Source organism: Bradyrhizobium sp. PMVTL-01 (assembly GCF_051861855.1).
Lineage (GTDB): Bacteria > Pseudomonadota > Alphaproteobacteria > Rhizobiales > Xanthobacteraceae > Bradyrhizobium.
In genome coordinates this window covers 3,320,471-3,346,914 of sequence record NZ_CP193982.1, presented here as the reverse complement: position 1 = coordinate 3,346,914, position 26,444 = coordinate 3,320,471, and the positions used below count along the sequence as shown (strand labels likewise).

Genomic DNA, 26,444 nt, shown 5'->3' with positions numbered 1-26,444 from the left:
AGTATCATGAATGTGCACGCCAGCGCTTTGGCCGAAGCCCATCTTCCCGACGAGCAGACCACCGCTTTCGCCCGCGAGGCCATCGAGGACCTCTCGCAGCAACCGAAGAAGCTGTCGCCGAAATTTTTCTACGATGCGACCGGCTCGGAATTGTTCGAAGCGATCACACGCCTGCCGGAGTACTACCCGACGCGCACCGAGCTATCGATCCTGAAGGAGCGCGGCAGCGAGATCGCGAAGATCATTCCCGAGCATGCCGCGCTGGTCGAGTTCGGCGCCGGCGCGACCACCAAGGTCCGCCTGCTGCTCGGCCACTGCAAGTTCGCGGCCTATGTGCCCGTCGACATTTCCGGCGATTTCCTGGCGGCGCAGGCGAACGGCCTGAAGCGGGATTTCCCCTCACTCGGCATCTATCCGGTCGCAGCCGACTTCACCACGCCGTTCGAGCTGCCCAAAGCAGTCGCCTCCATGCCCAAGGTCGGGTTCTTCCCCGGCTCGACCATCGGCAATTTCGAGCCGCACGAAGCACAGGCCTTCCTGAAGAGCGCGCGCGAGATTCTGGGCCCGGGCGCGCAGATGATCATCGGCGCCGACCTCGAGAAGGACGAGCGCGTGCTGCACGAGGCCTACAATGATGCGGCCGGCGTCACCGCCCGCTTCAACCTCAATGTCCTGGTGCGCATCAACCGCGAGCTCGGGGGCAATTTCGACCTGTCCGCCTTCACCCATCGCGCGATCTACAATCGCGAGCGGCACCGCATCGAGATGCACCTGATCAGCAGGAAGAGCCAGACCGTGCGCCTGCTCGGCACCAGCTTCTCGTTCAACAAGGGCGAGAGCATCCATACCGAGAACAGCTACAAATACAGCATCGACCGCTTCACTGCTTTGGCGCAGGGCGCAGGCTGGCGGGTGCGCGAGAGCTGGACGGATGCGGCGATGATGTTCTCGGTGCATGCGCTGGAGGTTGCGGAGTAAGAGCGCCGGGAGCTCAATCCTCCCCGGCCTCCTCCACCTTCGACCCCAGCGACACCGACTCCCAAACCGCGACCACGATCATGATGACGCTGGTCGCAACCGAGAGCCAGAGCGGTGAGAGATCGGCGGCGAACCACCACAGCACCAGCAGCAGGATGATGCCGATGCCGTGCGAGAGCTGGAGGAAGCCGCGGATCGAGTGTTTGAACAGGATGGTGCCGACCAGGAACACCAGCGGGCCGCCAACCGTGCTCACGATCGTCCTGAGATCGGAATGGCCGGTCGGGTGCTTCAGCACCAGTTCGTCCGAGACCGCAGTCAGGATGATGCCGGCGACGATCGGCATGTGCAGATAGGTATAGGCGAGCCGCGCCAGCCGGCCGGACTCGGTGGATTTCGAGATGCGCTCGGAGCCGGCCTCCGCGCCCTTGTGGAAATAGACCCACCACATCGCGATGCTGCCGACCAGCGCCGAGACGAAGGCCACAATGTTCGCGGCCGTCCACTCCAACTCGGCAAAGGTCGCACCGTTCACCACGACGGCCTCGCCCAGCGCGATGATGATGAAGCCGGCGCAACGCTCGGCCATGTGGTTGCCTTCGACCGCCCAGGCCTCGACCGACGAGAAGCCCAGTTTCGGGACCCAGAACCGGACCGCGGGCGAGACATACTCCCAGGTGACTGCCGCGATCCACAGCCACAGCCGGGTTTCTCCCTCGGAAAGACCGCCCGCAATCCACAGCACCGCCGAGATCGAGAGCCATGTCAGGATGCGGATCGCGTTGTGCCGCACCGCCGTGCGATGGCGGGGGGTCGCGAACAGCCAGAACGCGGTGCGTCCGACCTGCATGGCCGCGTAGGCGATGGCGAACCACAGGCCCCGTCCCTCGAAGGCGGTCGGGATGGTCGTCGACAGCACGAGGCCGCCGAGCATCATCAGGAAGATCAGGATGCGAACCGGCGTCAGATCCGGATTAAGCCAGTTGGTGACCCAGGCGGTGTAGACCCACACCCACCACACAGCGAGAAACAGCACCGTGACATGCACCGCGCCGAGCGGCGTGAAATGGTGCAGCAGCGTGTGCGAGATTTGCGTAACGGCGAAGACGAAGACGAGGTCGAAGAACAGCTCGGCATTGGTGACGCGACTGGGCTGGTTCGGCGTGATGACGCGAAACATCGCGCCGCGCGAATTCTCGGCAGCCATCGTCGTTCCCCGGCGCGTTCGGATCGGGCGCTCGTCAGGTCAGGTGCCCGGCACCCCGGTTTGCAGCGCCAGCGCGTGCAGGACGCCGCCCATCTGGCCGCGCAGGGACTGATAGACGATCTGGTGCTGCTGGACGCGGGACTTGCCGCGGAAGGATTCCGAGATCACGGTCGCGGCATAGTGATCGCCGTCGCCGGCGAGGTCACGGATGGTCACCTCGGCATCGGGGATCGCTGCCTTGATCATCGCCTCGATATCGTGGGCGTCCATGGGCATTCGGGTCTAGCTCCTTAGCTCGGCTGCAAAGCAGCCTCGTCGTCGAATAGCTGGCCGGGGTCCGGATCTGAAAAGCCAAACTTGCCGGCGGGCCAAACTTAGCGTGAACGGCCTTCTACGTCACCCTTTCCGGCACTATATCCCTGATCCCATCGGGACAAAGGCACAACAAAGTGCCGCGCGCGGCAGAATGATCGAAAAGGCGTGAAATCATGAAGCTTCCAGGGCCGGACCACCCCATCACCATCACCCCGAACCCCCGGCGCGTCCGCGTCACGGCGGGCGACATCGTCATCGCCGAGACCAGCAAGGCGCTGACCCTCAAGGAGGCCAAATATCCGGCGGTGCAATATGTGCCGCGGGAGGACGCCAACATGGCGCTTCTGGAGCGCACCGACCGGGTCACCCATTGTCCCTACAAGGGCGACGCGAGCTACTACAGCGTCAAGGCCGACGGCAAAACGCTCGACAACGCGATCTGGACCTACGAGACGCCCTTCCCCGCCATGACGGAGATATCCGGCCATCTCGCCTTCTATCCGGACAAGGTGAAGATCGAGGAAGTGGGGTAGGTTCAACGGTTATTCCGGGGCGCGCCGGAGTTCAATGCCTGGCATCGCCCAGGAATGACTCGCGTACCTACGCCCTGAAGACCGTCAGCCCCAGGATCAGAAGTACCAGGAAGATCACGACGAAGACGTAGAACAGGAAGCGGGCGACATCGGCCGAGGCAGCCGAGAGTCCGGTGAAGCCGAACACGCCGGCCACGATCGAGACGAGTAAGAAGATCAGCGCCCATTTCAGGATCGTCATCACCAGCTCCCAAATTGTAGCGTCCGTTGCGGCCCTCAAGCCCATTTGCGCGAACGCTAACCTTGCTGCGCGGAACTGGTTCCTAATCGTCTCAGGACGGTTGGGCGGCTCACACAACCCTTGCTGAATCCGGTTCCGGGCGGCACATTCGGCCTCGGGACAGGAACGCAATCGGGGCGACCATGACGACGATGTCACATACAGCGACGATCGGCCCGGAGGCGCAAGCGGCACCGAAGGCCAAGGCGCGCAACCTGTCGCTGGATCGGGCCCGCACCTTCCTCACCCTGGTGGTGCTGCTGCACCACGCGGTGATCCCCTATACCTATTTCGGCCATACCGATCCGAAGTACTTCTTCGGCTTCGACATGATCGTGCTCGCCACCGACAGTTTCTTCATGGCGATGTTCTTCTTCCTGTCGGGACTGTTCGCCTGGTCTGGCATCGCCCGGAAGGGAGCGCTGAACTATCTGGTAGATCGCCTGCTTCGGCTTGGCTTGCCATTCGTGATCTGCGCATTCACGATCATCCCGCTCGCCTATTACGCCATCTCGCTCCGACACCATCCCGAGATCGGCTTTTCGGAATATTGGTGGAACATGGTCACGAAGGGCCCGTGGCCGAGCGGGCCAGTCTGGTTCCTCTGGGTCCTGCTCGGCTTCGACGTGGTGGCCTGCATACTGCATCGGCTGTCGCCCAATTTGCTCGATCCGATCAACCGCCTCTCGCTATACGGTCGCCGTCGGCCCGCCGCGTTCTTCGCGGTCATGCTTGCCGTCACCGCGGCGTTCTACATTCCCGGACGGGTTCACTTCGGACCAAGCAGTTGGTTCGAGTTCGGGCCGTTCTCGGTCCAGCACGGGCGCGTGATGCTCTACGCGACCTACTTCTTTTTCGGTGCCGGTATCGGCGTTGCGCAAATGGATCGCGGGCTGCTCGCTGTCGACGGCCGGATGGCAAGGGTCAGCTGGGACTGGATGGTGCTGGCGATCGTTCCGTATTGCCTCTTGTGGACGCTGATCTTCATCAAGCGCGAAATACTGGGCAACCCGTCGCCGTTGCCCGACTGGTATGAAGCGCTCTATGCCCTCTGCTTCAGTGTCTTCAGCGTGGCCATCATGTTTCTGATCCTGGCCCTTTTCCAGAGGTTCAGGCAATCAGGCTCGGCCAAGCTGCTCGATCCGATGCAGGCGGACGCCTACGGCATGTTCCTGGTGCACTACCCGATCGCGCTGTGGCTGCAATATTGGCTGTTCGACTATGACCTGCCGGCGATCGTCAAGGCCACGATCGGCTTCGTGCTGACGGTCGCGTTCAGTTGGGCGTTAACACGCGCCTTGCGGCAGATCCCGGGCGTGACGAAGGTGTTGTGAGGCCAGGCCTCTCCACTCGTCGTTGCGAGGAGCCCTTGCGACGAAGCAATCCAGACTATCCCGGCGGAGGATCTGGATCGCTCCGCGGAGCCTCTCTTCGGGCCGCGCTTCGCGCCGGACCCGTTGGCTCCCAATGACGGAGTGAGTGGCAGCAGCTCAGGCCGCCTTGCCGCCCATATATTCCGGCAGCCAGCGCTCGAATGACTTGCGCAGCGTGTCGATCGTAACCGGCGCCTCGCCGGCGATCGCAATCGCGTCGCCGCCGGTGGTGCCGATCCGCACGCAGGGCACCTCGCAGCCGCGCATCTTGGCGAGCACGCGGCCGGATTCGGTTTCCGGCACGGTGACGAGATAGCGCGCCTGGTCCTCGCCGAACCAATAGGCCTGCGGCACCAGCGCGGTCGGTGCCGCCAGCAGCTTTGCGCCGATGCCGCCCGCCATCGCCATCTCGGCGAGTGCGATCAGCAAGCCGCCGTCGGAGAGATCGTGGACGGCGGTCGCGGTACCCGCATGGATCATGCCGCGCACGCAATCGCCGTTGCGCTTCTCGGCGGCGAGATCGACCGGCGGCGGTGCGCCCTCCTCGCGGCCGCAGATGTCGCGCAGATAGACGGACTGGCCGAGCCAGCCATGGGTCTCGCCGATCAAGAGGACTGCCTCGCCCTCCGCCTTGAAGGCCAGCGAAGCCGACTTGGTGAAGTCGTCGAGCAGGCCGACACCGCCGATCGAGGGCGTCGGCAGGATCGCGCGGCCGTTGGTCTCGTTGTAGAGCGAGACGTTGCCGGAGACGACCGGGAAGTCGAGCGTGCGGCAGGCTTCCGAGATACCCTTCAGGCAGCCGACGAACTGGCCCATGATCTCGGGCCTTTCAGGGTTGCCGAAATTGAGATTGTCGGTGATCGCGAGCGGCTTGCCGCCGACCGCGGTGATGTTGCGCCAGGCTTCGGCGACGGCCTGCTTGCCGCCCTCGAACGGATCGGCCTCGCAATAACGCGGCGTGACGTCGACGGTCAGCGCCAGGCCCTTCGGCCCGTCCTGCACGCGCACCACGGCCGCATCGCCGCCCGGACGCTGCATGGTGTTGCCGAGGATGACGTGGTCGTACTGCTCCCACACCCAGCGCTTGCTGCACATGTCGGGCGTACCGATCAGCTTCTCCAGCGCGGCACCGAGGCCCATCGGCGCGACCACGTCGCGCGCGTGCACGACCGGCAGCGCGGCGGAGGCGACATGCGGGCGGTCATAGACCGGCGCCTCGTCGCCGAGCTCCTTGATCGGCAGGTCGGCCATCACGTCGCCGCCATGCTTGACGACGAAGCGCTTGCTCGGCGTGGTGTAGCCGACAATCGCAAAATCGAGCCCCCACTTCGTGAAGATCTCCTCGGCTTCCTTTTCCTTCTCGGGCTTGAGCACCATGAGCATGCGCTCCTGGCTCTCCGAGAGCATCATCTCGTAGGCGCTCATGCCGCTCTCGCGGGTCGGCACCGCATCGAGATCGAGATCGACGCCGAGATCGCCCTTGGCGCCCATCTCGACCGCCGAGCAGGTCAGCCCCGCCGCGCCCATGTCCTGGATCGCGATGACGCAGCCCTTCTCCATGATCTCGAGGCAGGCTTCCAGCAGCAGCTTCTCGGCGAAGGGATCGCCGACCTGCACGGTCGGGCGCTTCTCCTCGGACTTGTCGTCGAATTCGGCCGAGGCCATCGAGGCGCCGTGGATGCCGTCGCGCCCCGTCTTCGAGCCCAGATAGACGATCGGCATGTTCACGCCGGAGGCGGCCGCATAGAAGATCTTGTCGGCGTCGGCAAGGCCGACCGCCATCGCGTTGACGAGGATGTTGCCGTCATAGCGGGTGTGGAAACGCACCTGGCCGCCGACCGTCGGCACGCCGAAGGAATTGCCGTAACCGCCGACACCGGCGACCACGCCGGAGACGAGATGCCGGGTCTTGGCATGCTCGGGCGCACCGAAGCTCAGCGCGTTCAGGCAGGCGATCGGCCGCGCACCCATGGTGAAGACGTCGCGCAGGATGCCGCCGACGCCGGTGGTCGCGCCCTGATACGGCTCGATATAGCTCGGGTGGTTGTGGCTCTCCATCTTGAAGACCACGGCCTGGCCGTCGCCGATGTCGATCACGCCGGCATTCTCGCCGGGGCCCTGGATCACCCAGGGGGCCTTGGTCGGCAGGCCGCGCAGATGGATGCGGGAGGACTTGTACGAGCAGTGCTCGTTCCACATCGCCGAGAAGATGCCGAGCTCGGTGAAGGTCGGCTCCCGCCCGATCAGCTTCAGGATGCGCTCATACTCGTCGGGCTTGAGCCCGTGGGCGGCAACCAGTTCGGGGGTGATCTTGGGTTCATTCTTCATGGATTCGGGGCTTTCGGCGGCGGTTTGGCCGTTCTTAGGAACATCGGGGGCTCGCGAAAAGCCCTTTATGGCGCATTTTCCCGCTGTCCCACGTTTTGCGCCGGGGGCCCCGCGGGAACGGGAATTGCACGGCGCGGACGGATCGGATTTAAGGTCAAAACACCCGTAATTGAAGGCCCATTTCCTTGCACGAATTGACCAAAACGGCCGCTTCGCCCCGCCCCGAGCTGCATGTCGCGACCGAGGGCGAATTTGCGGGCTGGCAGACCTGGATCCGCGACAGCTTCGAGAACCATGTCGGCCCGTTCTGGCACCGCCTGGAGGAAGACGGCAGCATCCGCTGCGCCTTCCGGGTCGAGAAGAAGCACCTGAACGGCTCCGGGAACGTCCATGGCGGCTGCTTCATGGCCTTCGCCGATTACAGCCTGTTCGCGATCGGCCGCCACGCCCTGGCCGGCAAAGGCGTGACCGTCAATTTCGCCTGCGAATTCCTCGATGCGGGACACGAGGGCGAGCTGATTGAATGCACCGGCGAGGTCACCCGTGCCGGCAAGTCGCTGATCTTCCTGCGCGGGCAGATGACCGCCGGTGAGCGCCTTCTGTTCACCTTCTCCGGGACAATCAAGCGGGCGAAGTGGAAGTCGCTCCCTCAGCCGAACGCATAGCTCGACGCCTTCCCTTTTGCCGGCCCCTCGCCCACACTTGGGCTGAGCGCGTTCGCGCCGGGGAGCAGAAACAAGGTGCCGCAGAGCACATCGCCAAGGGGCCGCGCAGCGGCAGCAATATCGTCGCCGCCGCCATCCATGCCGGCCACCGGCGCGCGCAACTGGCGCGACTACGCGTTGCTGTTCGCGCTGGCCTGCTGCTGGAGCTCGACCTATCCGCTGGCAAAGCTGGCGCTGCCCACGATCCCGCCCATCACCTTCATCTCGGTGCGCTCCCTGATCGCCGCAGCCTTCCTGTTCGTGATCCTGTGGATGCGCGGCACCAAAATTCCCACCGACGCGAAGGCCTGGAAGCTGTTTGCGACCCAGCAGCTGATCAACTCGACCTTCCCGTTCCTGATCATCACCTGGTCGCAGCAATATGTGCCGGCCTCGAACACGGTGGTGCTGGCCTCGACGACGCCGATCTTCGCCTTCCTGATCACCTCGCTGATCACCCGGCACGAGCCGGCGACGCTGCTCAAGCTCGCGGGTGCGATTTTGGGACTCGCCGGCACCGTCGCCATCGTCGGCCTCGATGCCCTGCGTGGCTTCGGGAGCGAGATCGTGGCGGAGATCGCCATCCTGCTCGCCACCATCTCCTTCGCCTGCGCAACCATCTTCGGGCTCAGGCTGTCCGACTACGACCCGATGGTGGTGGCGGCCGGCTCGCTGCTGTTCGGCGGCCTCGTATTGCTGCCGCCCTCGCTGGTCATCGACCAGCCTTGGACGTTGCATCCGACGCCGACAGCCATCGTCGCCACCATCGTCATGGGCATCGTCTCGAGCGCGCTGGGATTGATGCTGTTCTATGTCTGTCTCGGCCGGCTCGGCACGCTGACCACGAACGCGCAAGGGTACTTGCGCATCCCGATCGGCGTCGGGCTTTCGGTGCTGCTGCTGGGCGAGAGCGTGCCGTCGAACCTGGCGCTCGGCCTGCTGCTGGTGATGGCGGGCGTTGCCGCGATGACGGTGCCGGCGGAGAAGTTGAAGCTACGATAGGGAGAATGAAACGTGGTCGAATCGATGCCAGCCGAGCGCTCGGTTCACCTCTCCCGCTTGCGGGAGAAGAGGTCGCATCGCATCGAAGATGCGATCCGGGTGAGGGCTCTATCCTCTTGAGGAGCCCCTCCGCGGAGACACCCTCTCCCCACCCCTCTCCCGCAGCGGGAGAGGGAGCCGACTCCCGCCACCGGAGGCTCATGTTGGGAAATAGCCTGCGTCGAGACGATGCAGGTCGAAATCGCAGCCAAAATGGCGATGGCGCAGCGGCCTACTGCTTGGCGTCGTCCGCCAGCATCTTGCGGTACTTCTCGACGTCGCGCGTCACCAGCTGCTGCAGCAGCTCCGGCGAGTGCTCGTTGTCGTCGGGGGCGACGGTGGAGAGGTCGGCAAAGCGCTTCTTCACCGCGTCGGTCTCCACCGCCGTGCGAGCGGCGGCATTGAGCTTGGCGATCACCGCCGGCGGCGTGCCCTTCGGTGCGAACAGGCCGTTCCAACCCTGCGCCTCGAACTCCGGCACGCCGGCTTCAGCCGATGTCGGCAGCTCCGGCAGCGTGGCAAGCCGCACGGTCGAACCGACCACGAGGCCCCTCACCAGCTTCTCGTTGATCGACTGCGAGACGGAAGCCGCCGCATCGCAGACGCCGTCGATCTGGCTGCCGATCGCGTCAGTCAGCGCGGGGGCTGCGCCGCGATAGCCGACCAGCGTCGCATCGATCCCGGCGGCGGTGACGAAGCTCTTGCAGATCAGGTAGTTCGAGGAGCCAACGCCGGCATGGCCGAGATTGACTTTGCCCGGATTGGCCTTGGCGTAGGCGATGAACTCCTTGAGGTCCTTCGCCGGAAAATCCTTGCGCAGTGCGATGATGCCGAACGTCTTCGCCACCATCGCGATCGGCACGAAGGACTCAGGCGTGAACGGCAGCTTTGGATAGATCGTGTAGGTCGCGGCGTTGGTGCCGGCATTGCCGATCGCGATCGTGTAGCCGTCGGGCTCGGCGCGGGAGGCGCGCGCCAGCGCGGTCGAGCCGCCGGCGCCCGCAACGTTCTCGATCACGATGGTCTGGCCGAGCGCGACGCCCATCTGCTCGGCGACAGTGCGCGCGATCACGTCCGAGGTGCCGCCGGCCGCGAACGGCACGATCATGGTGATCGGCCGCTTGGGATAGTCCTGCGCGAATGCGCCTGCCGCGAACGCCAGCGCCGCGATCGCGGCGAGAGCGCGCTTCACCACGAACGGGATCACGCGGCCTTTTCCAGATGCTGGGCAAGGCCCGCGAACAGTCCGCGGCCGTCGGTGCAGCCCATGATGTGTTCGACGTGGTTTTCCGGATGCGGCATCATGCCGAGCACGTTGCCCTTGTCGTTGACGATACCGGCGATCGAATGCGCCGCGCCGTTGATGTTATGGGCCTCGTCCACGACGCCGTCAGCGGAGCAGTAGCGGTAGAGCACCCGCCCCTCGCCTTCGAGCCGCTTGATGGTTTCTTCGTCCGCCTCGTAATTGCCCTCGCCATGGGCGACCGGCACGCGGATCACCTGACCCGCATTGTAGCCGCGGGTGAACGGCGTGTCGGAGCGCTCGACGCGCAGATGCACATCCTTGCAGATGAATTTCAGCCGCGCATTGCGCATCAAGACGCCAGGCAGGAGGCCGGATTCGCACAGGATCTGGAAGCCGTTGCAGACGCCGAGCACGAGGCCACCCTTCGCCGCATAATCGCGCACCGCATCCATCACCGGCGCACGCGCGGCGATTGCGCCGCAGCGCAGGTAATCGCCGTAGGAGAAACCGCCGGGCACGACCACGAGATCGGTGCCCGATGGCAGCGAGGTCTCGGCGTGCCAGACCATCGCCGGCTCGCTGCCGGAGATCAGCCTCAATGCGCGCGCCATGTCGCGCTCACGGTTGATTCCGGGAAAGACGAGGATGGCGGCTTTCATGGCAGAGGTTCCGGCGGCGGTGGGAATCGGGGCGGCCAAAGGGCCAATTCGTCGAGAGACATAGCCATTTGACGGGGATTTTACCAGTGCTAGCCTTGCCGGCCGGCCTTGTACACAGACCATAGCCACGGCACTTTTGCCCGACGATCTTGCCCGGGATTGAAGCCATGAACGTCCCGTCGCGGCCCGCATCCCCCTCCGAGCCGGTGTCCACCGAAGGCGTCGTCGCCGCCGGCGCCTATGTCGACGGAAGGCGCGTCGCCAACATCGCCATCAGCGAAGCCTCGAGCTGGCGGGCCAAGCCCGGCCACGTGGTCTGGATCGGGCTGCACGAGCCGGACATGGCGCTGCTCGGCGCGGTGCAGAAGCAGTTCGACCTGCACGACCTCGCGATCGAGGACGCCAACCACGCCCATCAGCGGCCCAAGATCGAGCAATACGGCGAGGCCCTGTTCATCGTGGCGCGCACGGCGCAGCTGATCGATGGCCGCATCGCCTTCGGGGAGACCCACATCTTCGTCGGCGACGGCTATCTCGTGACCGTCCGCCACGGCGCCTCGACCTCCTACACGCCGGTGCGCGACCGCTGCGAGAGCTGCCCGCGGGCGCTTGCGCGGGGCGAGGACTACATCCTCTACGCCATCCTCGATTTCATCGTCGACAACTATTCGCCCGTGCTCGAGAGCATCCACGAGGAGGTCGAGCGCATCGAAGACGACGTGCTCGCGCACGCGACCACCAGGGCGCAGATCGAACGGCTCTACATGCTGCGCCGAGACCTGCTGCGGCTCCGCAATGCGATCGGGCCGCTGGTGGAGGTCTGCCGCCGGCTCGAGCACGACGAATTGTCGATGGTGCGGCAAGCGATGCAGCCCCTGTTCCGCGACGTTACCGACCACGTCAGGAACATCCAGGAGCGCATCGATTCCATGCGCGAGGTGCTGGCCTTCGCCTTCGAGGCCAGTCTGCTGGTCGGACAGGCGCAGGAGACGGCGGTCTCAAAGAAGCTCGCCTCGTGGCTCGCAATCCTCGCGGTCCCCACCGCCCTTGCAGGCATCTACGGCATGAACTTCAAGAACATGCCGGAGCTGCAATGGGAGTACGGCTATCCCGTGCTTCTGGGCGTGATGGCCGTCACGTGCATCGCGCTCTACTGGCGCTTCCGTCGCGTCGGCTGGCTGTGACGTCCGGGCGACGGCGAGACGCTAGACGATCTCGACCCGATAATTCTCGATCACGGTGTTCGCCAGCAGCTTGTCGGCGGCTTCCTTCAGCGCAGCTTCCGCCTTGCCCTTGTCGGCGCCGGCGAGCTCGATGTCGAACACCTTGCCCTGGCGGACGCTGGAGATGCCGTCAACGCCGAGCGACTTCAGCGCGCCTTCGATGGCCTTGCCTTGCGGATCGAGGATGCCGCTCTTCAGCGTAACGGTGACACGTGCCTTCACGTCGATAATCCCTCTTAGCTCTTCACCAGCACCGGGCCCGTGCCCTGCGGGCGCTCGTTCTCCATGAGGATGCCGAGGCGCTTTGCGACTTCCGTATAGGCCTCGAGCAGGCCACCGAGGTCGCGGCGGAAACGATCCTTGTCGAGCTTCTCGTTCGACTTGATGTCCCACAGACGGCAGCTGTCCGGCGAGATTTCGTCGGCGACGATGATCCGCATCATCTCGTTCTCGAACAGGCGGCCGCACTCCATCTTGAAGTCGACGAGGCGGATGCCGATGCCGAGGAAGAGGCCGGTGAGGAAATCGTTGACCCGGATGGCGAGCGCCATGATGTCGTCGATCTCCTGGGGCGTTGCCCAGCCGAAGGCGGTGATGTGCTCTTCCGACACCATGGGGTCGTTGAGCTGGTCGTTCTTGTAATAGAATTCGATGATCGAGCGCGGCAGCTGCGTGCCCTCCTCGATGCCGAGGCGCTGCGACAGCGAGCCGGCAGCAACGTTCCGCACCACCACTTCCAGTGGCACGATCTCGACCTCGCGAATCAACTGCTCGCGCATGTTGAGGCGGCGGATGAAATGGGTGGGCACCCCGATGTCGTTGAGGTGCTGAAACAGGTACTCCGAGATCCGGTTGTTGAGGACACCCTTGCCCTCGATCACCTGATGCTTCTTCGCATTGAACGCGGTGGCGTCGTCCTTGAAGTGCTGGATCAGGGTGCCGGGCTCCGGGCCTTCGTAGAGAACCTTTGCCTTGCCTTCATAAATGCGACGCCGACGGCTCATGGGGATGTACCGTGTTTTGTTGAAATCCATGAATTTGGTGTGCTCCGGTTGACTAGGATTACGACCCACAGCGGAGCTGCCGTGAACGGCTCGGAACCCGTCCGTAACCCAAGGAAACACCATTGGAAACAGAACGGGAACCAAGCCTTTAGGCAACCTATCCGATTGGCTCTCCGAGCACAATCGATCCGGCCGTCCGGCGCCAACTTATACCGTCTTGCCTGCGGCTTAACGGCTCGTTGTTTTGCCGATTCGTGCTCCTTATCTAGGCATGCGCCCGGGCTCCCGCAACGAGGGCGCCGGGTCCAGTCAGCAGGGAATTGGAAGACGCATGAGCGAACTCAACAAGCGCGAGGAAGGCTTCGAGAAGAAATTTGCCCTCGATGAGGAGCAGAAATTCAAGGCGGAGGCCCGCCGCAACCGGCTGCTCGGGCTGTGGGCGGCCGAAAAGCTCGGCATATCGGGCGACGCCGCCACCGCCTATGCCAAGGAGGTCGTCGCGGCCGATTTCGAGGAGGCCGGCGATGGCGACGTCCTGCGCAAGATCACGGCCGATTTCGCCGGCAAGAACGTCCCCATCACCGAACAGGCGATTCGCGCCAAGATGAGCGAGCTGCTCGCGGTGGCGGCGGCCGAGGTGAAGGCCGGGAAATAAGGCCCAGTGTCATTCCGGGGCGCGCCAACGGTGCGAACCCGGAAACCCGAGATTCCGGATCGCCGCTGGCGCGGCGTCCGGAATGACGGCAAACCAAATCACCCCTCCTTGAAGCCGTATTCCGGCACGTTGCCGCTGGCACCGTAATATTTGTACGGCAGGAACTTGCCGCTCATGGTGATCTTGACGCGATCGCCCTTCGGGTTGGCGACGCGCTCGATCCCCATGTCGAAGTCGATCGCCGACATGATGCCGTCGCCGAACTCTTCCTCGATCAGCGCCTTCCAGGCCGGACCGTTCACCATCACCATCTCGTAAAAGCGATAGATCAGGGGATCGGTCGGCGGCATCGGCGTGCCGGTGCCGCGCATCGGCACCTCGTTGAGCATGGCGGTCTCCGCCTTCGAGAGGCCGAACAACTCGCCGGCGTTCGCCGCCTGCGGCTTCGTCAGCTTCATCTGGCCCATGATCGCGCCGACGATCAGCACCTCGGAATAGCCACCGATCTTCTCGCAGATGTGTTTCCAGCTCCAGCCCTTCTCGCGCTTGATGTCGAGCAGCTTCTCGGTGAGGTCTTCGCGTTTCATGTCGGTGTCTCCTCTTCAAAAGCATGATCCGGAAAAGTGTGAAGCGGTTTTCCGTAGATCATGCGGCTACAAATCAGGCGCTCAATCCGGGATTGGTCCCGGATGTCCAGGTCTGTCGTGGCTCTTCGCCGCTTGCTGCGATCGAGAGGCCAGGCTTGCCGATATGCACCACCGGCACGTTGCGCGGATCGTGATCGGGCGTCTCGGCGGCGAAGGTCTTGCTGCGCGTCACCAGAAAATCGACGATGTGGTTGCGCAGGGCATAATAGAGCGGATGGCGATGCAGGTCGGTGCGGCCGCGCTCCCTGGGCAGCGGATTCTCGACGACCTCGGCGAGCACCGCGCCCGGCCCGTTGGTCATCAGGAAAATCTTGTCGGCGAGATAGATCGCCTCGTCGACGTCATGGGTGATCATGAACGCGGTCTGCCCGGTCTCCAGGCAAATGCGCCGCACCTCGTCCTGCAGCGTGCCGCGCGTCAGCGCGTCCAGCGCCGAGAACGGCTCGTCCATCAACATCATCTTCGGCGTGATGGACAGCGCCCGCGCGATGCCGACGCGCTGCTTCATGCCGCCTGACAGTTCCGACGGCCGCTTGTGCTCGGAGCCGGTGAGCCCGACGAGATCGATGAAGGTCTGCGCGTGCGCCCTCACCTTGGCGCGGTCCCAGCTGCGCCATTTCGAGCTCACGGCGTAAGCGACGTTGCCGAGCACGGTGCGCCAGGGCAGCAGCGCATGGCTCTGGAAGATCACGGCGCGGTCGAGGCTGGTGCCCGAGATCGCCTGGCCGTCGACGATCACCGCGCCTTCGCTCGGCGCATCGAGGCCGGCGAGGATGTTGAGCACGGTGGTCTTGCCGCAGCCGGAATGGCCGATCACGCAACAGAACTCGCCGCGCGCCATCGACAGCCAGAGATTTTCGAATACCGTGGTCGTGGCGCCGCCCGCGCCGGAATAGCGCTTGGCGATGCCTTCGATGGAGATGAACTTGTCGGTCATCGCCCTTACTCCGGAAACGTGACCATGCGCGTGAAGCGCGCGAGGATCTGGTCGAGCAGCATGCCGACGATCCCGATCAAGAGGATCGCGATGATCACGTTGGTGATCGAGAGGTTGTTCCACTCGTTCCAGACGAAGTAGCCGATGCCGGTGCCGCCGACGAGCATCTCGGCCGCGACGATCACCAGCCAGGCGATCCCGATCGAGATGCGCATACCGGTCAGGATCGTCGGCGCCGCTGCGGGGAGGATCACGGTGAAGGCGCGCCTGACGGTGCCGACCTCGAGCGTGCGCGCGACGTTGATCCATTCCTTGCGCACGCTGGCGACGCCGAACACGGTGTTGAGCAGCATCGGCCAGATCGAGCAGATGAAGATCACGAAGATCGCGGAGACCGACGAATCCTTGATGGTGTAGAGCGCCAGCGGCATCCAGGCCAGCGGCGAGATCGGCTTCAGCACCTGGATGAAGGGATCGAGCGCCTTGCTGAGCAGCGGCGACATGCCGATCAGGAAGCCGAGCGGGATCGCCACCAGCACCGCGAGCAGATAGCCGGTGCCGACGCGCGCGATGGAATAGGCGAGCTGGATGCCGAGTCCCTTGTCGTTCGGCCCGTTGTCGTAGAACGGCCGCTTCAGATGGTCCCAGAGCTTTGCGCCGACATCGAGCGGCCCCGGCATGGCGGATTTGCCCTGCGTGGCGGTGAGGCCCATCAGCTTGGCGTATTCCGGGCTCATCGTCGCCACCGGCGCCGTCGAGCGCGTGGCGAGATGCCAGATGCCGAGGAACGCGGCGAGGAGCGCGATGGAGACGAGGCTGGCGCGGAGACGAAGCGAGGATGACTTCATCTCCCTCTCCCCGCTTGCGGGAAGCGGGTCGGGGTGAGGGAGGCTCTCCGCGAGGGAGGTGAGAGTTGGACTCGCGGAGAGTCCCCCTCACCCGCCGCGCTCGGGACGATGCTTCGCATCGCCCGGAGCGGGTCGGCCTCTCCCCGCACGCGGGGAGAGGCGAAGAAAGCACGAGCCGAGTCCATCACGACGCCTTCCTGATCTTGAAGCTCGCGACGTAATCTTCCGGCTTCGTCGGATCGAACGTCTTCCCCATCACCGCGAACGACTTGTAGCTGCTCGCCGGCGGCGACAGGCCCATCTCCGTCATCAGCTTCTTGGTGTCGGTCGCCAGATACACCTGCTCGGCGACCGCCTTGTAGTCGACGTCGCCCTTGATCTGGCCCCAGCGCTTCATCTGGGTCAGCATCCACACCGCAAAGGATTGCCAGGGGAACGGATCGAAATCGACGCGTTTTGCGTCCGTCTTCACGCCGCCGAGGCCGTCGGCATAGGTGCCGGTGAGCACCTGTTCCAGCACCGTGACCGGCGCGTTGATGTAGTTGGCCGGCGCGATCGCCTCCGCGATCGGCTTGCGGTTCTCCGCCTTCGACGCATAGGCGGTCGCATCGACGATGGCGCGCGTCAGCGCGGCAAAGCTGTTCGGCGCTGTCGTGATGAACTCGCGGCTGGCCGCGAAGCTGCAGCAGGGATGGCCGTCCCAGATCTCCTTCGAGAGCAGATGCATGAAGCCGACGCCGTCATAGATCGCGCGCTGGCAGATATTGTCCGGCGCCAGGAAGCCGTCGATGTTGTCGGCGCGCAGATTGGCGACCATTTCCGGCGGCGGCACCGAGCGCAGCTGCACGTCGGTGTCGGGGTCGAGCCCGTGCTCGGCGAGATAGTAGCGCAGCAGGTAGTTGTGCATGGAGTAGTCGAAGGGAATCGCGAACTTCAGGCCCTTCCAGTCCTTCGGGTCCCGCTTGTCCTTGTGCTTGGTTGCGAGCACGATGCCCTGCCCGTTGATGTTCTCGATCGCAGGGACAGCAAAGGGAATTGCGTTCGCACCGAGTCCCAGCGAAATCGCGATCGGCATCGGCGCCAGCATGTGGGCTGCGTCGTATTCCTTGTTGATGGTCTTGTCGCGGATCACGGCCCAGCCGGCGGTCTTCACCACTTCGACGTTGAGGCCGTGCCTGGCATAGAAGCCCATCGGCGCCGCCATGATGATCGGCGTGGCGCAGGTGATCGGAATGAAGCCGACCTTGAGGTCCTTCTTCTCGGGCGCACCGGTCTGCGCAAACAGCTCGGTTGCGGTCTTGAGCGGGAAGAACTGCGACAGCGCCGCGAGCGCGGTCGAGGCACCGACCGACCTCAGGAAGGCCCGCCGCGCCACATCCTGCGGAAACATCGCGCGCATTAGCGCGGAAGCGACGACGCCCTCGTAGCGCTTCTCCTCGCTCTCGAGGGGGTCGCAACGCAGCGCTGACGCCGCCTGCTCATGCTCCGCCGCGGATTGATGCTGGCCGCAGACGCAGCCGGCTCGAAGGTTGCGATCGGGATCAAACGGATTGTCGAACGTGGACATCGGCCCTCCTGCGCTCATTGCGGGGAGGAATTACGCAAGGAGCATGCCACGGCCTTCAGCAAGGCCAGTGCCCTGATGACGCAGCACTTTCGCCCGCGCTTGGCCGTTACGAAAACTCGTGATAAACGAGATTTCGTAGTTCAATGACGAGATTTCGTAATGGCAACGACGCCAATGCCCGTCCACGATGATGTGGCTCCCGCCATCGACCCGCGCATCGCCGCGTTCGAATCCTCGGTCGAGGCGACGCTGCTGGTCGACCCGTTCAGCGACCAGATCGTCGATGCCAATCCTGCCGCCTGCGCCCTGCTCGGCTATGACCGCGCGCTGCTGCGGCAGACCAGGGCCAGCACGCTTCACGCCGGCGAGCTTGCCGCCCTCACCGTCTTCACCCAGGCCGTGCTGCACAAGGGTGCCTACTGGACGACGGCGCTCACGCCCCGCCATGCGACCGGGCAAAACCTCCAGCTCGAATATGCCGGTTGCCTGCTGCCGCATGACGGCCGTTCGCTGCTGCTGCTGACGCTGACCGATCTCGAAGCGCGCCGCCGCCGCAATGTCGATGCGGCCGCCGAGGATCATATGCGCGGCGGCATCTCGACCTGGCAGCGGGTCGAGCGCGTCTTCCAGGACATCGAGCGCGAGAACCAGCTGATCCTGCGCGCCGCCGGCGAAGGCATCTATGGCGTCAACGCCGAAGGCAAGACCACCTTCGTCAATCCTGCGGCCGAGCGCATGCTGGGCTGGACCGCCGAGGAGCTGGTCGGCAAGGAGATCCATCCGATCGTCCACCACACCCATCACGACGGCCGGCACTATCACAACCATGATTGTCCGATCTATGCGGCCTTCCGCGACGGCGCCGTGCACCAGGTCGACGGCGAAGTGTTCTGGCGCAAGGACGGATCGCCCGCCTGGGTCGAATACACCTCCACGCCGATCCGCGACCGCGGCGTCGTGGTCGGCGCGGTCGTGGTGTTCCGCGACGTCAGCCAGCGCCGCGAGGCCGACGAGAAGCTGCATGCCGCGCTCGCCGAGGTCGACCGCCTGCGCGAGCGGCTGGAGCTCGAGAACGCCTATCTCCAGGAGGAGATCCGCATCGAGACCAATCCGCGCGGCATCATCGGTCAAAGCGAGGCGATCCAGAAGACGCTGCGCCAGGTCAAGCTGGTGGCGCCGACCACGGCGGCGGTGATGATCACCGGCGAGTCCGGCACCGGCAAGGAGCTGATCGCGCGCGGCATTCACGAGGATTCCACCCGCAGCGACCGGCCGCTGATCCGCGTCAACTGCGCGGCGATCCCGCGCGAATTGTTCGAGAGCGAGTTCTTCGGCCATGTCCGCGGCGCCTTCACCGGCGCGACGCGCGACCGCATCGGCCGCTTCGAGCTCGCCGACGGCGGCACGCTGTTCCTCGACGAGGTCGGCGAGATCCCGCTCGAACTGCAAGGCAAGCTGCTACGCGTGCTGCAGGAGGGACATTTCGAGCGCGTCGGCGAGGCGCGCACCCGCGCCGTCGACGTCCGCGTCATCGCCGCGACCAATCGCGACCTCAAGCAAGAGGTGCAGCGCGGACGTTTCCGCGAGGACCTCTATTTCCGCCTCAACGTGTTCCCGATCGAGACGGTGCCCTTGCGCGAACGGCGCGAGGACATTCCCCTGCTCGCCCAGCATTTTCTGACGCGCGAGGGCAAGGCGCTGAAGTCGAATTTGCGCCTCTCCGAGGGCGATGCGCGGCGGCTCGCCCGCTACGACTGGCCCGGCAACGTCCGCGAATTGCAGAACGTGATCGAGCGCGCCGCGATCCTGTCGCAGAACGGCCGCCTGCGCATCGATCTGCCGGATGCATCGGGCGCGCAAGCCCCTAGCGGCGCCACGCGGCAGAAGGCCGATGCGCGCCCGGCGGTGATGACGTCCGCGGAGATGCGCGACCACGAGCGCGCCAACATCATGGCCGCGCTCGAGGCCTGCGCCGGAAAGGTGTTCGGCCCCGGCGGGGCGGCCGAGATGCTGGACATCAAGCCGACCACGCTGGCCTCGCGGATCAAGGCGCTCGGGATCGCGCCTCGTCCGCAAGTGGCCCATCCTTCGAGACGCCCGCTTCAGGCGGGCTCCTCGGGATGAAGGACGGAGTGTGCGGCAACGGGTTCAACGCACACCGATGCCGCTTAGCCTCATCCTGAGGGACCGCAAAGCGGTCGTCTCGAAGAACGAGGCACGCAGTCAAGCCGCCTTGGTCGTCACATCAGCCGCGATCGGCAACCCCTGCTCGATCGGCAGCGAGGGGTCGCGCGACCATTCGTTCCAGGAGCCGAAATACATCCGCACGTCCTTCACGCCGGCGTTCTTCAGCGCCAGGAATGTGTTCGAGGCCCGCGCGCCCTTGAAGCAGTAGAGATAGACCGGCGTCGTCTGCGAGATGCCGACGGTGGCGCATTCGGCCAAAATCTCGTCCTTGGACTTGAAGCGCGGGCCCTCGGCGGTCGGCTTCATCATGCGGTACCATTCCAGCCAGACCGCGCCGGGGATGCGGCCCTTGCGCGGGCAGAAATCCTTCCCATACGGAGAAGAGCTGTCGCCGATCCACTCGTCGACATCCCGCACGTCGAGGATGGCGATGCCGGGCTTGCCGACCGCGGCCAGCATGGTCTTTGCGTCGATCAGGATCTCGCCCGCCTCGGGCACGATCGCGAACGAGGCCTTCACCGGCGTCGGCACGTCCTTGGTCACCGGGAAGCCCGCCGCCGACCAGGCGTCGAAGCCGCCATGCAGCACCTTCACCTTGGGGTAGCCGAGCATGGTGAGCAGGTAATAGCCACGGCAGGACTGGCCGAAGCCCGAGTTCATCGACTGCTCGTAGATCACGGCCGTCTCCTTGCCCGATAGACCGGCGCCGCCGAACGCATCCGCGAACTTGGTCTTCAGCTCGGCCATGCCTTCCGGCGTCGAGGTCGCCAGAAACGTAAAAATCTCATGCACGTTGACGGCATTGGGCAGATGCCCGGCGGCGTAGGCATCGGGATTGCGGGTGTCGATGACGACACACGGCTCGCTCTTCAAGAGATCGGCGAGTTCGACGGCAGTGATCAGAACGTCAGTCATGGCGGCCTCTCCGTTGAGGTTGGGGGTCTTCAGGTGGACTCGTTGAACTCAAAGACTTGGAACTCAGGCATCGGCAAGCATCTTGCGCAGCTGCTTGGTGGCCGGCGTGACGATCGCGACGAAATAGGCCTCGCGCAGGCGCCGCTGCGCGCGGTGGCTCTTGAGGTACCCGCGCGCGCCACAATGCAGCATCGCCGCATGCGCCGCCGCAACGCTCGCCTCGCCCGCGCGCAGGCGCAGCGCGACCACCTTGCGCCAGTAGGTCTCCTCCTCGTTGTATGGATCGCGCGCCAGCGCCATGGTCTCGGCCTCGAGCTCGGCGGCGAGATCGCGAAAGTGCACCGGCTGCTGCGGCAGATAGCGGTTGATGTGGCCGAGCGTGCTATCCACCTCGTCCATGATGTTGATGCAGTCCCTGATGACGCCGAGCGCCATGCCGGCCTGGAGCAGGATGAAGCCGGCGCGGATCTTCTTGACGAAGGGCGCGGCGGGATCGGCGAGGATCAGCTCATCCGGCACGAACACGTCGCGGAACTGCACGCCGTAAGTGCCGGTGCCGTCCATCGCGAGGAACGGCTTGCACGGCGTCAGCGTGATCGAGGGATCGGAGCAGTCGGCGAGGAACATCACGGTCCCCTGATCGTCCTCGCGCTCGAAGATGGTGCCGAAATAATGGTCCGGGCCGAGATTGGAGACCCAGGGCAGCGCCCCGCGCACGATGTAGCCGCCCTCGACCTTCCGCCCCTTCAGCTTCAGCTTCTCGATGCCGAAAAAGCTCTTCATCGGATTGGAGAGACCTGTGCCGCCGAGCACGCGACCGCTCGAGAAGGCATCGCCAAAACGCCTCGCCAGCTTCAGATTGGTCGAGTTGGCCGCGTACCAGACCAGCGTGTTCTGGCACCAGGCCATGAAGGCCGTGGCGCCGCAGACCTCGCCGATCGCGGCCATCGACTCGATCGCACAGCGTAAATCCGCGGGACCTTCCTGAGGCATATGACTGCCCCAGGCGCCGACCGCGCCGAACGCACGCAGCACCTCGGCCGGGTAGACCGAACCGTCGTCGATGCCGGCGGCGAGCGGCGCGAGCTGCTCCCGCGCAATCCGCGCCACCTCCCCTGCAATGGACGGTGCGGGCTGATCCAGAACTTCGACCCGCGATAAAGACAGTGAACCCATGATCGTCTCCCGCACCGTTGTCCTCGTTGCTATCGCTAGATGCCGACCTCGAGATTGACCGGGCGGGTGAAGGTGTTGGCGACCGGCGACCATTTCTTCACATGGGTGACCAGCGCATTGATCTCGTCCGGCGAGATGCCCTCGCACTCCATGTCCACTTTCACGCGCACGTCGGTGAAGCCGACCGGCTTGTCAGAGACATCGCCGGTGCCCCAAACCGCGGTGATGTTGAGGTCGCCCTCCAGTTCGAGCTCGAGCTTGTTGACGATCCAGCCGCGATGCACCGCGTTGGCGTGCAGGCCGACCGCAAGGCAGGAGCCGAGCGCGGCGAGCGAGGCCTCCGACGGATTGGGCGCGGTGTCGTCGCCCAGGAGTCCTGGCGGCTCATCAACGATATAGGGCGGCAGGTTGCGGATGTAGTTGGCGTGGCGGAATTTGCCCTCCGCGACGGTCTTGCACTTCAAGGTCTTGATGACCTTCGGATTCGCCTTGCCGTTGGCGATCAGTTGCTCGAGCCCGTTCTTGTCGATGGGCGCGAGGCACCCCGTCAGCACTGTCTTCTGAACGACGGCAGTCATCAATCTTCTCCCTGGCAAAAGTGGAAATCGGCAGGATACCGAACGGTCTGTTTCTTTGCATGGAGCGTGCCAGAGCCGGCGAAAATCAAAACGCGAAGCATTGGAGCCGCTTAAGCGTCCCTGCCTGCGGATTGATCAGCGGCCGCTTGCTCAAAGGCGATGCAGATCGCCAGCCCTTTGCGAATCTTTTCAGCGCGGAACAGATGCGGCTTGCTGATGCGGCGCGGCTGCGGGTAAGTTTGAGTCCATGGCAAAAGCTTCATCGAAGAAGACTGCAAACGCGCCGCATTCCGGCGCCGGCGAGGACGAGTCAGCACGCGGCCGTCTGCTCAGCGCCGCGACGCATCTGTTCTGCAAGAACGGCATCAACGCCACCGGCATCGACGCGATCATCGAGGAAGCCGGCACGGCCAAAACCACGCTCTACAAATTGTTCGGCTCCAAGACCAATCTCGTCAACGCGGTGCTGGAGAGCGAAGGCAAACAGTGGCGCGAATGGTTCATCGGCGCCATGGAAGCGGGCGGCGGCGACGCGCAGGCGAAGCTGGCGCGGATCTTCCCAGCGCTGAAGAGCTGGTTCGCCGAAGAGCGCTTCTACGGCTGCCCCTTCATCAACGCGGTCGGCGAGCACGACAAGGACGCCAAACAGTTCCGCACCATCGCGCTGAAGCACAAGAAGATCGTGCTCGGCCACATCGAGAAGCTCGCCGGCGAGCTCGGCTCGAGCGAGCCCGCGGTGCTCGCGCACCAGCTCGGCCTCATCATCGACGGCGCCATCGTCGCCGCGATGATCTCGCGCGACCCGGGGGTGGCCGATATGGCCGCGCTCACCGCCGGCCCCCTGCTCGGCCAGTCCAAGCCGAAGAAGAAGCGCGCGGCGGATCAGTTAGAGGCGGTCTGAACGCGCTCGTCTTGTAGCCCGCATGGGCGCAGCGAGATGCGGGACCTTGCCCCGGATATCACTTCGCTCATCCGGGCTACGAAGATCTCGTAGGGTGGGCAAAGGCGCAAAGCGCCGTGCCCATAAGCTTGCTCAGCTCTGTTCATCGAGATGGTGGGCACGTTTCGGTTTGCCCACCCTACGCAACTTGCTTTGATTTCCGCAGAGACATAAGAGGTGGGTTACGCCGAGCGGACTGCGCTTTCGCGCAGCCGCATGGCTAACCCACCCTACGCCACCTACGCACTCTGCTCCACCATCCCCTGCAGCCGCACCAGCTCCGTCTCCAGATCGCGCTCGACATCCGCCGCGCGGATGTCGAGCACCCGATAGTCACGCGCCTCGAGCCACGTCCGCCGCCCTGCGCGGTCGGCCGCGATTGCCTCGCCCTCGCCGGGGTTGACCAGCTCGATCGCGATCCGGTGCGGGAACGAGACGAAGTCCGGGATGTGGCGCCCAACGGGGGTCTGGCGCTTGAACTGACCTGCGAAGCGGCGGTCGCGGGTCAACGCCTGCCAGAGCAGGCGCTCGGCATCGGTCGGGTTGCGGCGGAGCAGCCGGGCAAGCCCGCGCACGGTCGAGCCGCTGTCGGGCACGCCGCCGCCCTGGCCGTGCTCGGCCAGCAGCGCGCGCAGGCGCGTCGCCTGCTCGCCGTCGAGCACGCCGCCCTTGGCCGGGCCCTTGCGCCCCTCCGCGATCGCCATCACGACGCCATGGAGGGTATGCATGTCCTGCTTGGTCGGCTCCATGCGGCTGAAGATGTTGCGCAGGTTCACCAGCATGGTGTCGCGCTTCTCGGCCGGGCGAAGGAATTCGACCTTGTCGAGCTCGCGCACGAGATTGTCGAAGAAGGCCTGCATCTGGTGCTGCGAGGCGCGCTCGGAGCGCTCGGGCATGGCGTGCGGCAGCTCGCCGGATGTGGCCCGCTTGAACCATTCGTAGCCGACCAGCAGCACGGCCTGCGCGAGGTTGAGCGAGGCAAAGCCGGGATTGACCGGGAAGGTGATGATGCGATTGGAGAGCCCGACCTCCTCGTTGGTCAGCCCCCAGCGCTCCCGGCCGAACAGGATACCGCACCTGCCGCCAGTCGCGACGTGCCCGGCGATCTCGCTGGCTGCGGCCTCCGGCCCGACCACCGGCTTGGCCTGGTCGTGGGGGCGAGCCGTGGTGGCGAACAAGAGGTCGAGGTCGGCAACCGCCTGCTCCACGGTGTCGAACAATTCGACCTTTTCCAGAATGTGGTCGGCACCGGCCGCGGCCCGCTGGGCCGCAATGTTGGGCCAGCCGTCCCTGGGGTTGACGATACGCAAGGCGCCGAGCGCGAAATTGCCCATCGCGCGCGCGGCCATGCCGATGTTTTCACCCAGCTGCGGCTCGACCAGGATGACGATGGGACCGTCGAGGGAAAGGCCCGTCTTGCTCTTGTCAGTCCCCGACATCTCGCTTCACTTTCACACTGTCTCTCAAGGCCTTGGCAAGGCGCTCTTAGGAAATGATTCAAGGCGGCCTTTTCGAGTTGGTCTTGGGCCGGCCGGCGCTGCCCGCCTGTCGTTTGCCTGTCCTGACAAAATTCTCAAGGGAAATAACAGGTTGGATTGGACTTTTGAATCTCGCCTGAAACCTCACCCCGCTCCCCGTCTGTGGAAGCTGGATGAGCTAAAAGTGCATAATCACTTGGCTTTCGCCCGCTGCTATCAGGTGCTAAGAGGCGGCGGATATTCACGTGGGCGCCACCGGCGCCGTTCCCAAGAGGGCTTCCCCGATCATGGCTAAAATCAAGGTATTCAATCCCGTCGTCGAGCTCGATGGCGACGAGATGACCCGGATCATCTGGCAGTACATCAAGGACAAGCTGATCAACCCGTTCCTGGATGTCGAGCTGCTCTATTTCGACCTGGGCATGGAGTACCGCGACCGTACCAACGATCAGGTCACCATCGACGCCGCCGAGGCGATCAAGAAGGTCGGCGTCGGCGTCAAGTGCGCCACCATCACCCCGGATGAGGCGCGGGTGAAGGAATTCAACCTCAAGCAGATGTGGAAGTCGCCGAACGGCACCATCCGCAACATCCTCGGCGGCGTGATCTTCCGCGAGCCGATCATCTGCAAGAACGTGCCGCGCCTCGTTCCCGGCTGGACCAAGCCGATCATCATCGGCCGCCATGCCTATGGCGACCAGTACCGCGCAACCGACATCAAGTTCCCGGGCAAGGGCACCCTCTCGCTGAAGTTCGTGGGCGAGGACGGCACCGTGATCGAGAAGGAAGTGTTCAAGGCTCCGGGCGCCGGCGTCGCCATGGAGATGTACAATCTCGACGACTCCATCATCGACTTCGCCCGCGCCTCCTTCAACTATGGCCTCTTGCGCGGCTACCCGGTGTATCTGTCGACCAAGAACACGATTCTGAAGGTCTATGACGGCCGCTTCAAGGACATCTTCCAGGAGATCTTCGACAAGGAGTTCAAGAAGGAGTTCGACGCCAAGGGCCTGACCTACGAGCACCGCCTGATCGACGACATGGTGGCGTCGGCCCTGAAGTGGTCCGGCGGCTATGTCTGGGCCTGTAAGAACTACGACGGCGACGTGCAGTCCGACACGGTCGCGCAGGGCTACGGCTCGCTCGGCCTGATGACCTCGGTGCTGCTCACCCCCGACGGCAAGACCGTGGAAGCAGAAGCGGCCCACGGCACGGTGACCCGCCACTACCGCGAGCACCAGAAGGGCAAGGAGACCTCGACCAACTCGATCGCGTCGATCTTCGCCTGGACCCGTGGCCTCGCCCACCGCGCCAAGCTCGACAACAACGCCGAGCTCGCCAAGTTCGCCACCACGCTGGAGAAGGTCTGCGTCGACACCGTCGAGGCCGGCTACATGACCAAGGACCTCGCGCTCCTGGTCGGCGCCGATCAGCGCTGGCTCTCGACCACCGGCTTCCTGGACAAGGTCGCCGAGAACCTCGTCAAGGCGATGGCGGCGTAAGCCGTCAACCACGCCGTCACTGCGAGCAAGGCGAAGCAATCCAGAATCCCTCCGCGGAAACAATCTGGATTGCTTCGTCGCATCAGCGCAAAATTGCTTCGCAATTTTGTCGCGAGCTCCTTG

The 26,444-nt window shown here is 64.6% G+C and carries 27 protein-coding genes; 10 read left to right on the top strand and 17 right to left on the bottom strand.

Features of this window, described 5'->3' with window-relative positions; all coding sequences use genetic code 11:
* The first annotated feature begins 6 nt into the window (after positions 1 to 6).
* On the top strand, positions 7 to 978 hold the full coding sequence (gene egtD / locus ACRQ5Q_RS15800) for an L-histidine N(alpha)-methyltransferase (RefSeq protein WP_439369145.1): 972 nt from the start codon (positions 7 to 9) through the stop codon (positions 976 to 978).
* A gap of 13 nt (positions 979 to 991) precedes the next feature.
* Here egtD and ACRQ5Q_RS15795 read toward each other — a convergent pair whose 3' ends face one another.
* Complete coding sequence (locus tag ACRQ5Q_RS15795; RefSeq protein WP_439369147.1) at positions 992 to 2,185, bottom strand: low temperature requirement protein A; 1,194 nt, start codon at positions 2,183 to 2,185, stop codon at positions 992 to 994.
* 39 nt (positions 2,186 to 2,224) lie between these two features.
* On the bottom strand, positions 2,225 to 2,461 hold the full coding sequence (locus tag ACRQ5Q_RS15790) for a BolA family protein (protein WP_011088461.1): 237 nt from the start codon (positions 2,459 to 2,461) through the stop codon (positions 2,225 to 2,227).
* A 212-nt stretch (positions 2,462 to 2,673) separates the two neighbouring features.
* Here ACRQ5Q_RS15790 and ACRQ5Q_RS15785 point away from each other — a divergent pair, with 212 nt between their 5' ends.
* Complete coding sequence (locus ACRQ5Q_RS15785) at positions 2,674 to 3,033, top strand: DUF427 domain-containing protein (protein ID WP_018647428.1); 360 nt, start codon at positions 2,674 to 2,676, stop codon at positions 3,031 to 3,033.
* A gap of 67 nt (positions 3,034 to 3,100) precedes the next feature.
* Here the strand turns inward: ACRQ5Q_RS15785 and ACRQ5Q_RS15780 are convergent, their stop codons facing one another.
* A complete protein-coding gene (locus ACRQ5Q_RS15780) occupies positions 3,101 to 3,274 on the bottom strand; it encodes a DUF1328 domain-containing protein (RefSeq protein ID WP_439369150.1) in 174 nt (57 codons plus the stop codon).
* A gap of 182 nt (positions 3,275 to 3,456) precedes the next feature.
* Between ACRQ5Q_RS15780 and ACRQ5Q_RS15775 the strand changes: the two genes are divergently transcribed.
* Entirely contained in the window at positions 3,457 to 4,647 is a 1,191-nt protein-coding gene (locus ACRQ5Q_RS15775; RefSeq protein ID WP_439369152.1) for an acyltransferase family protein, read from the top strand.
* Positions 4,648 to 4,803: 156 nt separating this feature from the next.
* Here ACRQ5Q_RS15775 and purL read toward each other — a convergent pair whose 3' ends face one another.
* A complete protein-coding gene (gene purL, locus ACRQ5Q_RS15770; RefSeq protein WP_439398838.1) occupies positions 4,804 to 7,014 on the bottom strand; it encodes a phosphoribosylformylglycinamidine synthase subunit PurL in 2,211 nt (736 codons plus the stop codon).
* A 185-nt stretch (positions 7,015 to 7,199) separates the two neighbouring features.
* Here purL and ACRQ5Q_RS15765 point away from each other — a divergent pair, with 185 nt between their 5' ends.
* Positions 7,200 to 7,679: a PaaI family thioesterase gene (locus tag ACRQ5Q_RS15765; protein WP_439369155.1), complete on the top strand. Its 480-nt coding sequence runs from the start codon at positions 7,200 to 7,202 to the stop codon at positions 7,677 to 7,679.
* Here ACRQ5Q_RS15765 and ACRQ5Q_RS15760 read toward each other — a convergent pair.
* Positions 7,664 to 7,819, bottom strand: a complete 156-nt coding sequence (locus tag ACRQ5Q_RS15760; protein WP_439375797.1) for a hypothetical protein — start codon at positions 7,817 to 7,819, stop codon at positions 7,664 to 7,666. The genes ACRQ5Q_RS15765 and ACRQ5Q_RS15760 overlap by 16 nt on opposite strands.
* Between ACRQ5Q_RS15760 and ACRQ5Q_RS15755 the strand changes: the two genes are divergently transcribed.
* Positions 7,755 to 8,720, top strand: a complete 966-nt coding sequence (locus ACRQ5Q_RS15755) for a DMT family transporter (RefSeq protein ID WP_439398837.1) — start codon at positions 7,755 to 7,757, stop codon at positions 8,718 to 8,720. The two genes, ACRQ5Q_RS15760 and ACRQ5Q_RS15755, sit on opposite strands and share 65 nt — an antisense overlap.
* Before the next feature lie 271 nt (positions 8,721 to 8,991).
* Here the strand turns inward: ACRQ5Q_RS15755 and ACRQ5Q_RS15750 are convergent, their stop codons facing one another.
* Together ACRQ5Q_RS15750 and purQ are read right to left on the bottom strand one after the other, a co-directional pair.
* The gene (locus tag ACRQ5Q_RS15750) at positions 8,992 to 9,966 is read right to left on the bottom strand and encodes a tripartite tricarboxylate transporter substrate binding protein BugD (protein WP_439398836.1); all 975 of its coding nucleotides are present in this window, start codon (positions 9,964 to 9,966) and stop codon (positions 8,992 to 8,994) included.
* Complete coding sequence (gene purQ / locus ACRQ5Q_RS15745; protein WP_439369161.1) at positions 9,963 to 10,664, bottom strand: phosphoribosylformylglycinamidine synthase subunit PurQ; 702 nt, start codon at positions 10,662 to 10,664, stop codon at positions 9,963 to 9,965. The genes ACRQ5Q_RS15750 and purQ overlap by 4 nt, the downstream gene beginning before the upstream one ends.
* A 167-nt stretch (positions 10,665 to 10,831) precedes the next feature.
* Between purQ and corA the strand changes: the two genes are divergently transcribed.
* A complete protein-coding gene (corA, locus tag ACRQ5Q_RS15740; RefSeq protein ID WP_439369162.1) occupies positions 10,832 to 11,848 on the top strand; it encodes a magnesium/cobalt transporter CorA in 1,017 nt (338 codons plus the stop codon).
* A gap of 21 nt (positions 11,849 to 11,869) precedes the next feature.
* On the opposite strand, the gene purS is transcribed toward corA, so the two are convergent.
* On the bottom strand, positions 11,870 to 12,109 hold the full coding sequence (purS, locus tag ACRQ5Q_RS15735; RefSeq protein ID WP_439369163.1) for a phosphoribosylformylglycinamidine synthase subunit PurS: 240 nt from the start codon (positions 12,107 to 12,109) through the stop codon (positions 11,870 to 11,872).
* Positions 12,110 to 12,123: 14 nt separating this feature from the next.
* Positions 12,124 to 12,891: a phosphoribosylaminoimidazolesuccinocarboxamide synthase gene (purC, locus tag ACRQ5Q_RS15730; RefSeq protein ID WP_172782948.1), complete on the bottom strand. Its 768-nt coding sequence runs from the start codon at positions 12,889 to 12,891 to the stop codon at positions 12,124 to 12,126.
* 331 nt (positions 12,892 to 13,222) lie between these two features.
* Between purC and ACRQ5Q_RS15725 the strand changes: the two genes are divergently transcribed.
* Positions 13,223 to 13,546: a DUF1476 domain-containing protein gene (locus tag ACRQ5Q_RS15725; RefSeq protein ID WP_439369165.1), complete on the top strand. Its 324-nt coding sequence runs from the start codon at positions 13,223 to 13,225 to the stop codon at positions 13,544 to 13,546.
* Between the two features lie 98 nt (positions 13,547 to 13,644).
* Here the strand turns inward: ACRQ5Q_RS15725 and cynS are convergent, their stop codons facing one another.
* From cynS to ACRQ5Q_RS15705, 4 genes are all read right to left on the bottom strand, one after another.
* Positions 13,645 to 14,133, bottom strand: a complete 489-nt coding sequence (gene cynS, locus ACRQ5Q_RS15720) for a cyanase (RefSeq protein ID WP_211403748.1) — start codon at positions 14,131 to 14,133, stop codon at positions 13,645 to 13,647.
* A 73-nt stretch (positions 14,134 to 14,206) separates the two neighbouring features.
* Positions 14,207 to 15,130 (bottom strand): ABC transporter ATP-binding protein, encoded by a 924-nt coding sequence (locus ACRQ5Q_RS15715; protein WP_439369167.1) that lies wholly within the window; start codon positions 15,128 to 15,130, stop codon positions 14,207 to 14,209.
* 5 nt (positions 15,131 to 15,135) lie between these two features.
* A complete protein-coding gene (gene ntrB, locus ACRQ5Q_RS15710; RefSeq protein WP_439398834.1) occupies positions 15,136 to 15,978 on the bottom strand; it encodes a nitrate ABC transporter permease in 843 nt (280 codons plus the stop codon).
* A gap of 184 nt (positions 15,979 to 16,162) precedes the next feature.
* Positions 16,163 to 17,545 (bottom strand): CmpA/NrtA family ABC transporter substrate-binding protein, encoded by a 1,383-nt coding sequence (locus ACRQ5Q_RS15705; protein ID WP_439398832.1) that lies wholly within the window; start codon positions 17,543 to 17,545, stop codon positions 16,163 to 16,165.
* Positions 17,546 to 17,704: 159 nt separating this feature from the next.
* On the opposite strand from ACRQ5Q_RS15705, the gene ACRQ5Q_RS15700 reads away from it, so the two are divergent.
* Entirely contained in the window at positions 17,705 to 19,669 is a 1,965-nt protein-coding gene (locus ACRQ5Q_RS15700) for a sigma 54-interacting transcriptional regulator (RefSeq protein ID WP_439398830.1), read from the top strand.
* Between the two features lie 99 nt (positions 19,670 to 19,768).
* Here the strand turns inward: ACRQ5Q_RS15700 and ACRQ5Q_RS15695 are convergent, their stop codons facing one another.
* From ACRQ5Q_RS15695 to ACRQ5Q_RS15685, 3 genes are all read right to left on the bottom strand, one after another.
* Complete coding sequence (locus ACRQ5Q_RS15695; protein WP_439369172.1) at positions 19,769 to 20,647, bottom strand: sulfurtransferase; 879 nt, start codon at positions 20,645 to 20,647, stop codon at positions 19,769 to 19,771.
* A gap of 63 nt (positions 20,648 to 20,710) precedes the next feature.
* Positions 20,711 to 21,823 (bottom strand): acyl-CoA dehydrogenase family protein, encoded by a 1,113-nt coding sequence (locus tag ACRQ5Q_RS15690; RefSeq protein ID WP_439398828.1) that lies wholly within the window; start codon positions 21,821 to 21,823, stop codon positions 20,711 to 20,713.
* Positions 21,824 to 21,858: 35 nt separating this feature from the next.
* Positions 21,859 to 22,401: an OsmC family protein gene (locus tag ACRQ5Q_RS15685; protein WP_439369175.1), complete on the bottom strand. Its 543-nt coding sequence runs from the start codon at positions 22,399 to 22,401 to the stop codon at positions 21,859 to 21,861.
* A 247-nt stretch (positions 22,402 to 22,648) separates the two neighbouring features.
* Here ACRQ5Q_RS15685 and ACRQ5Q_RS15680 point away from each other — a divergent pair, with 247 nt between their 5' ends.
* Positions 22,649 to 23,302, top strand: coding sequence for a TetR/AcrR family transcriptional regulator (locus ACRQ5Q_RS15680; RefSeq protein WP_439398826.1), 654 nt, complete (start codon positions 22,649 to 22,651; stop codon positions 23,300 to 23,302).
* Between the two features lie 278 nt (positions 23,303 to 23,580).
* Here ACRQ5Q_RS15680 and ACRQ5Q_RS15675 read toward each other — a convergent pair whose 3' ends face one another.
* Positions 23,581 to 24,780: a TrmJ/YjtD family RNA methyltransferase gene (locus ACRQ5Q_RS15675; protein ID WP_439369178.1), complete on the bottom strand. Its 1,200-nt coding sequence runs from the start codon at positions 24,778 to 24,780 to the stop codon at positions 23,581 to 23,583.
* A gap of 326 nt (positions 24,781 to 25,106) precedes the next feature.
* Between ACRQ5Q_RS15675 and ACRQ5Q_RS15670 the strand changes: the two genes are divergently transcribed.
* Entirely contained in the window at positions 25,107 to 26,321 is a 1,215-nt protein-coding gene (locus tag ACRQ5Q_RS15670) for an NADP-dependent isocitrate dehydrogenase (protein WP_439398825.1), read from the top strand.
* The last annotated feature ends 123 nt before the right edge of the window (positions 26,322 to 26,444 follow it).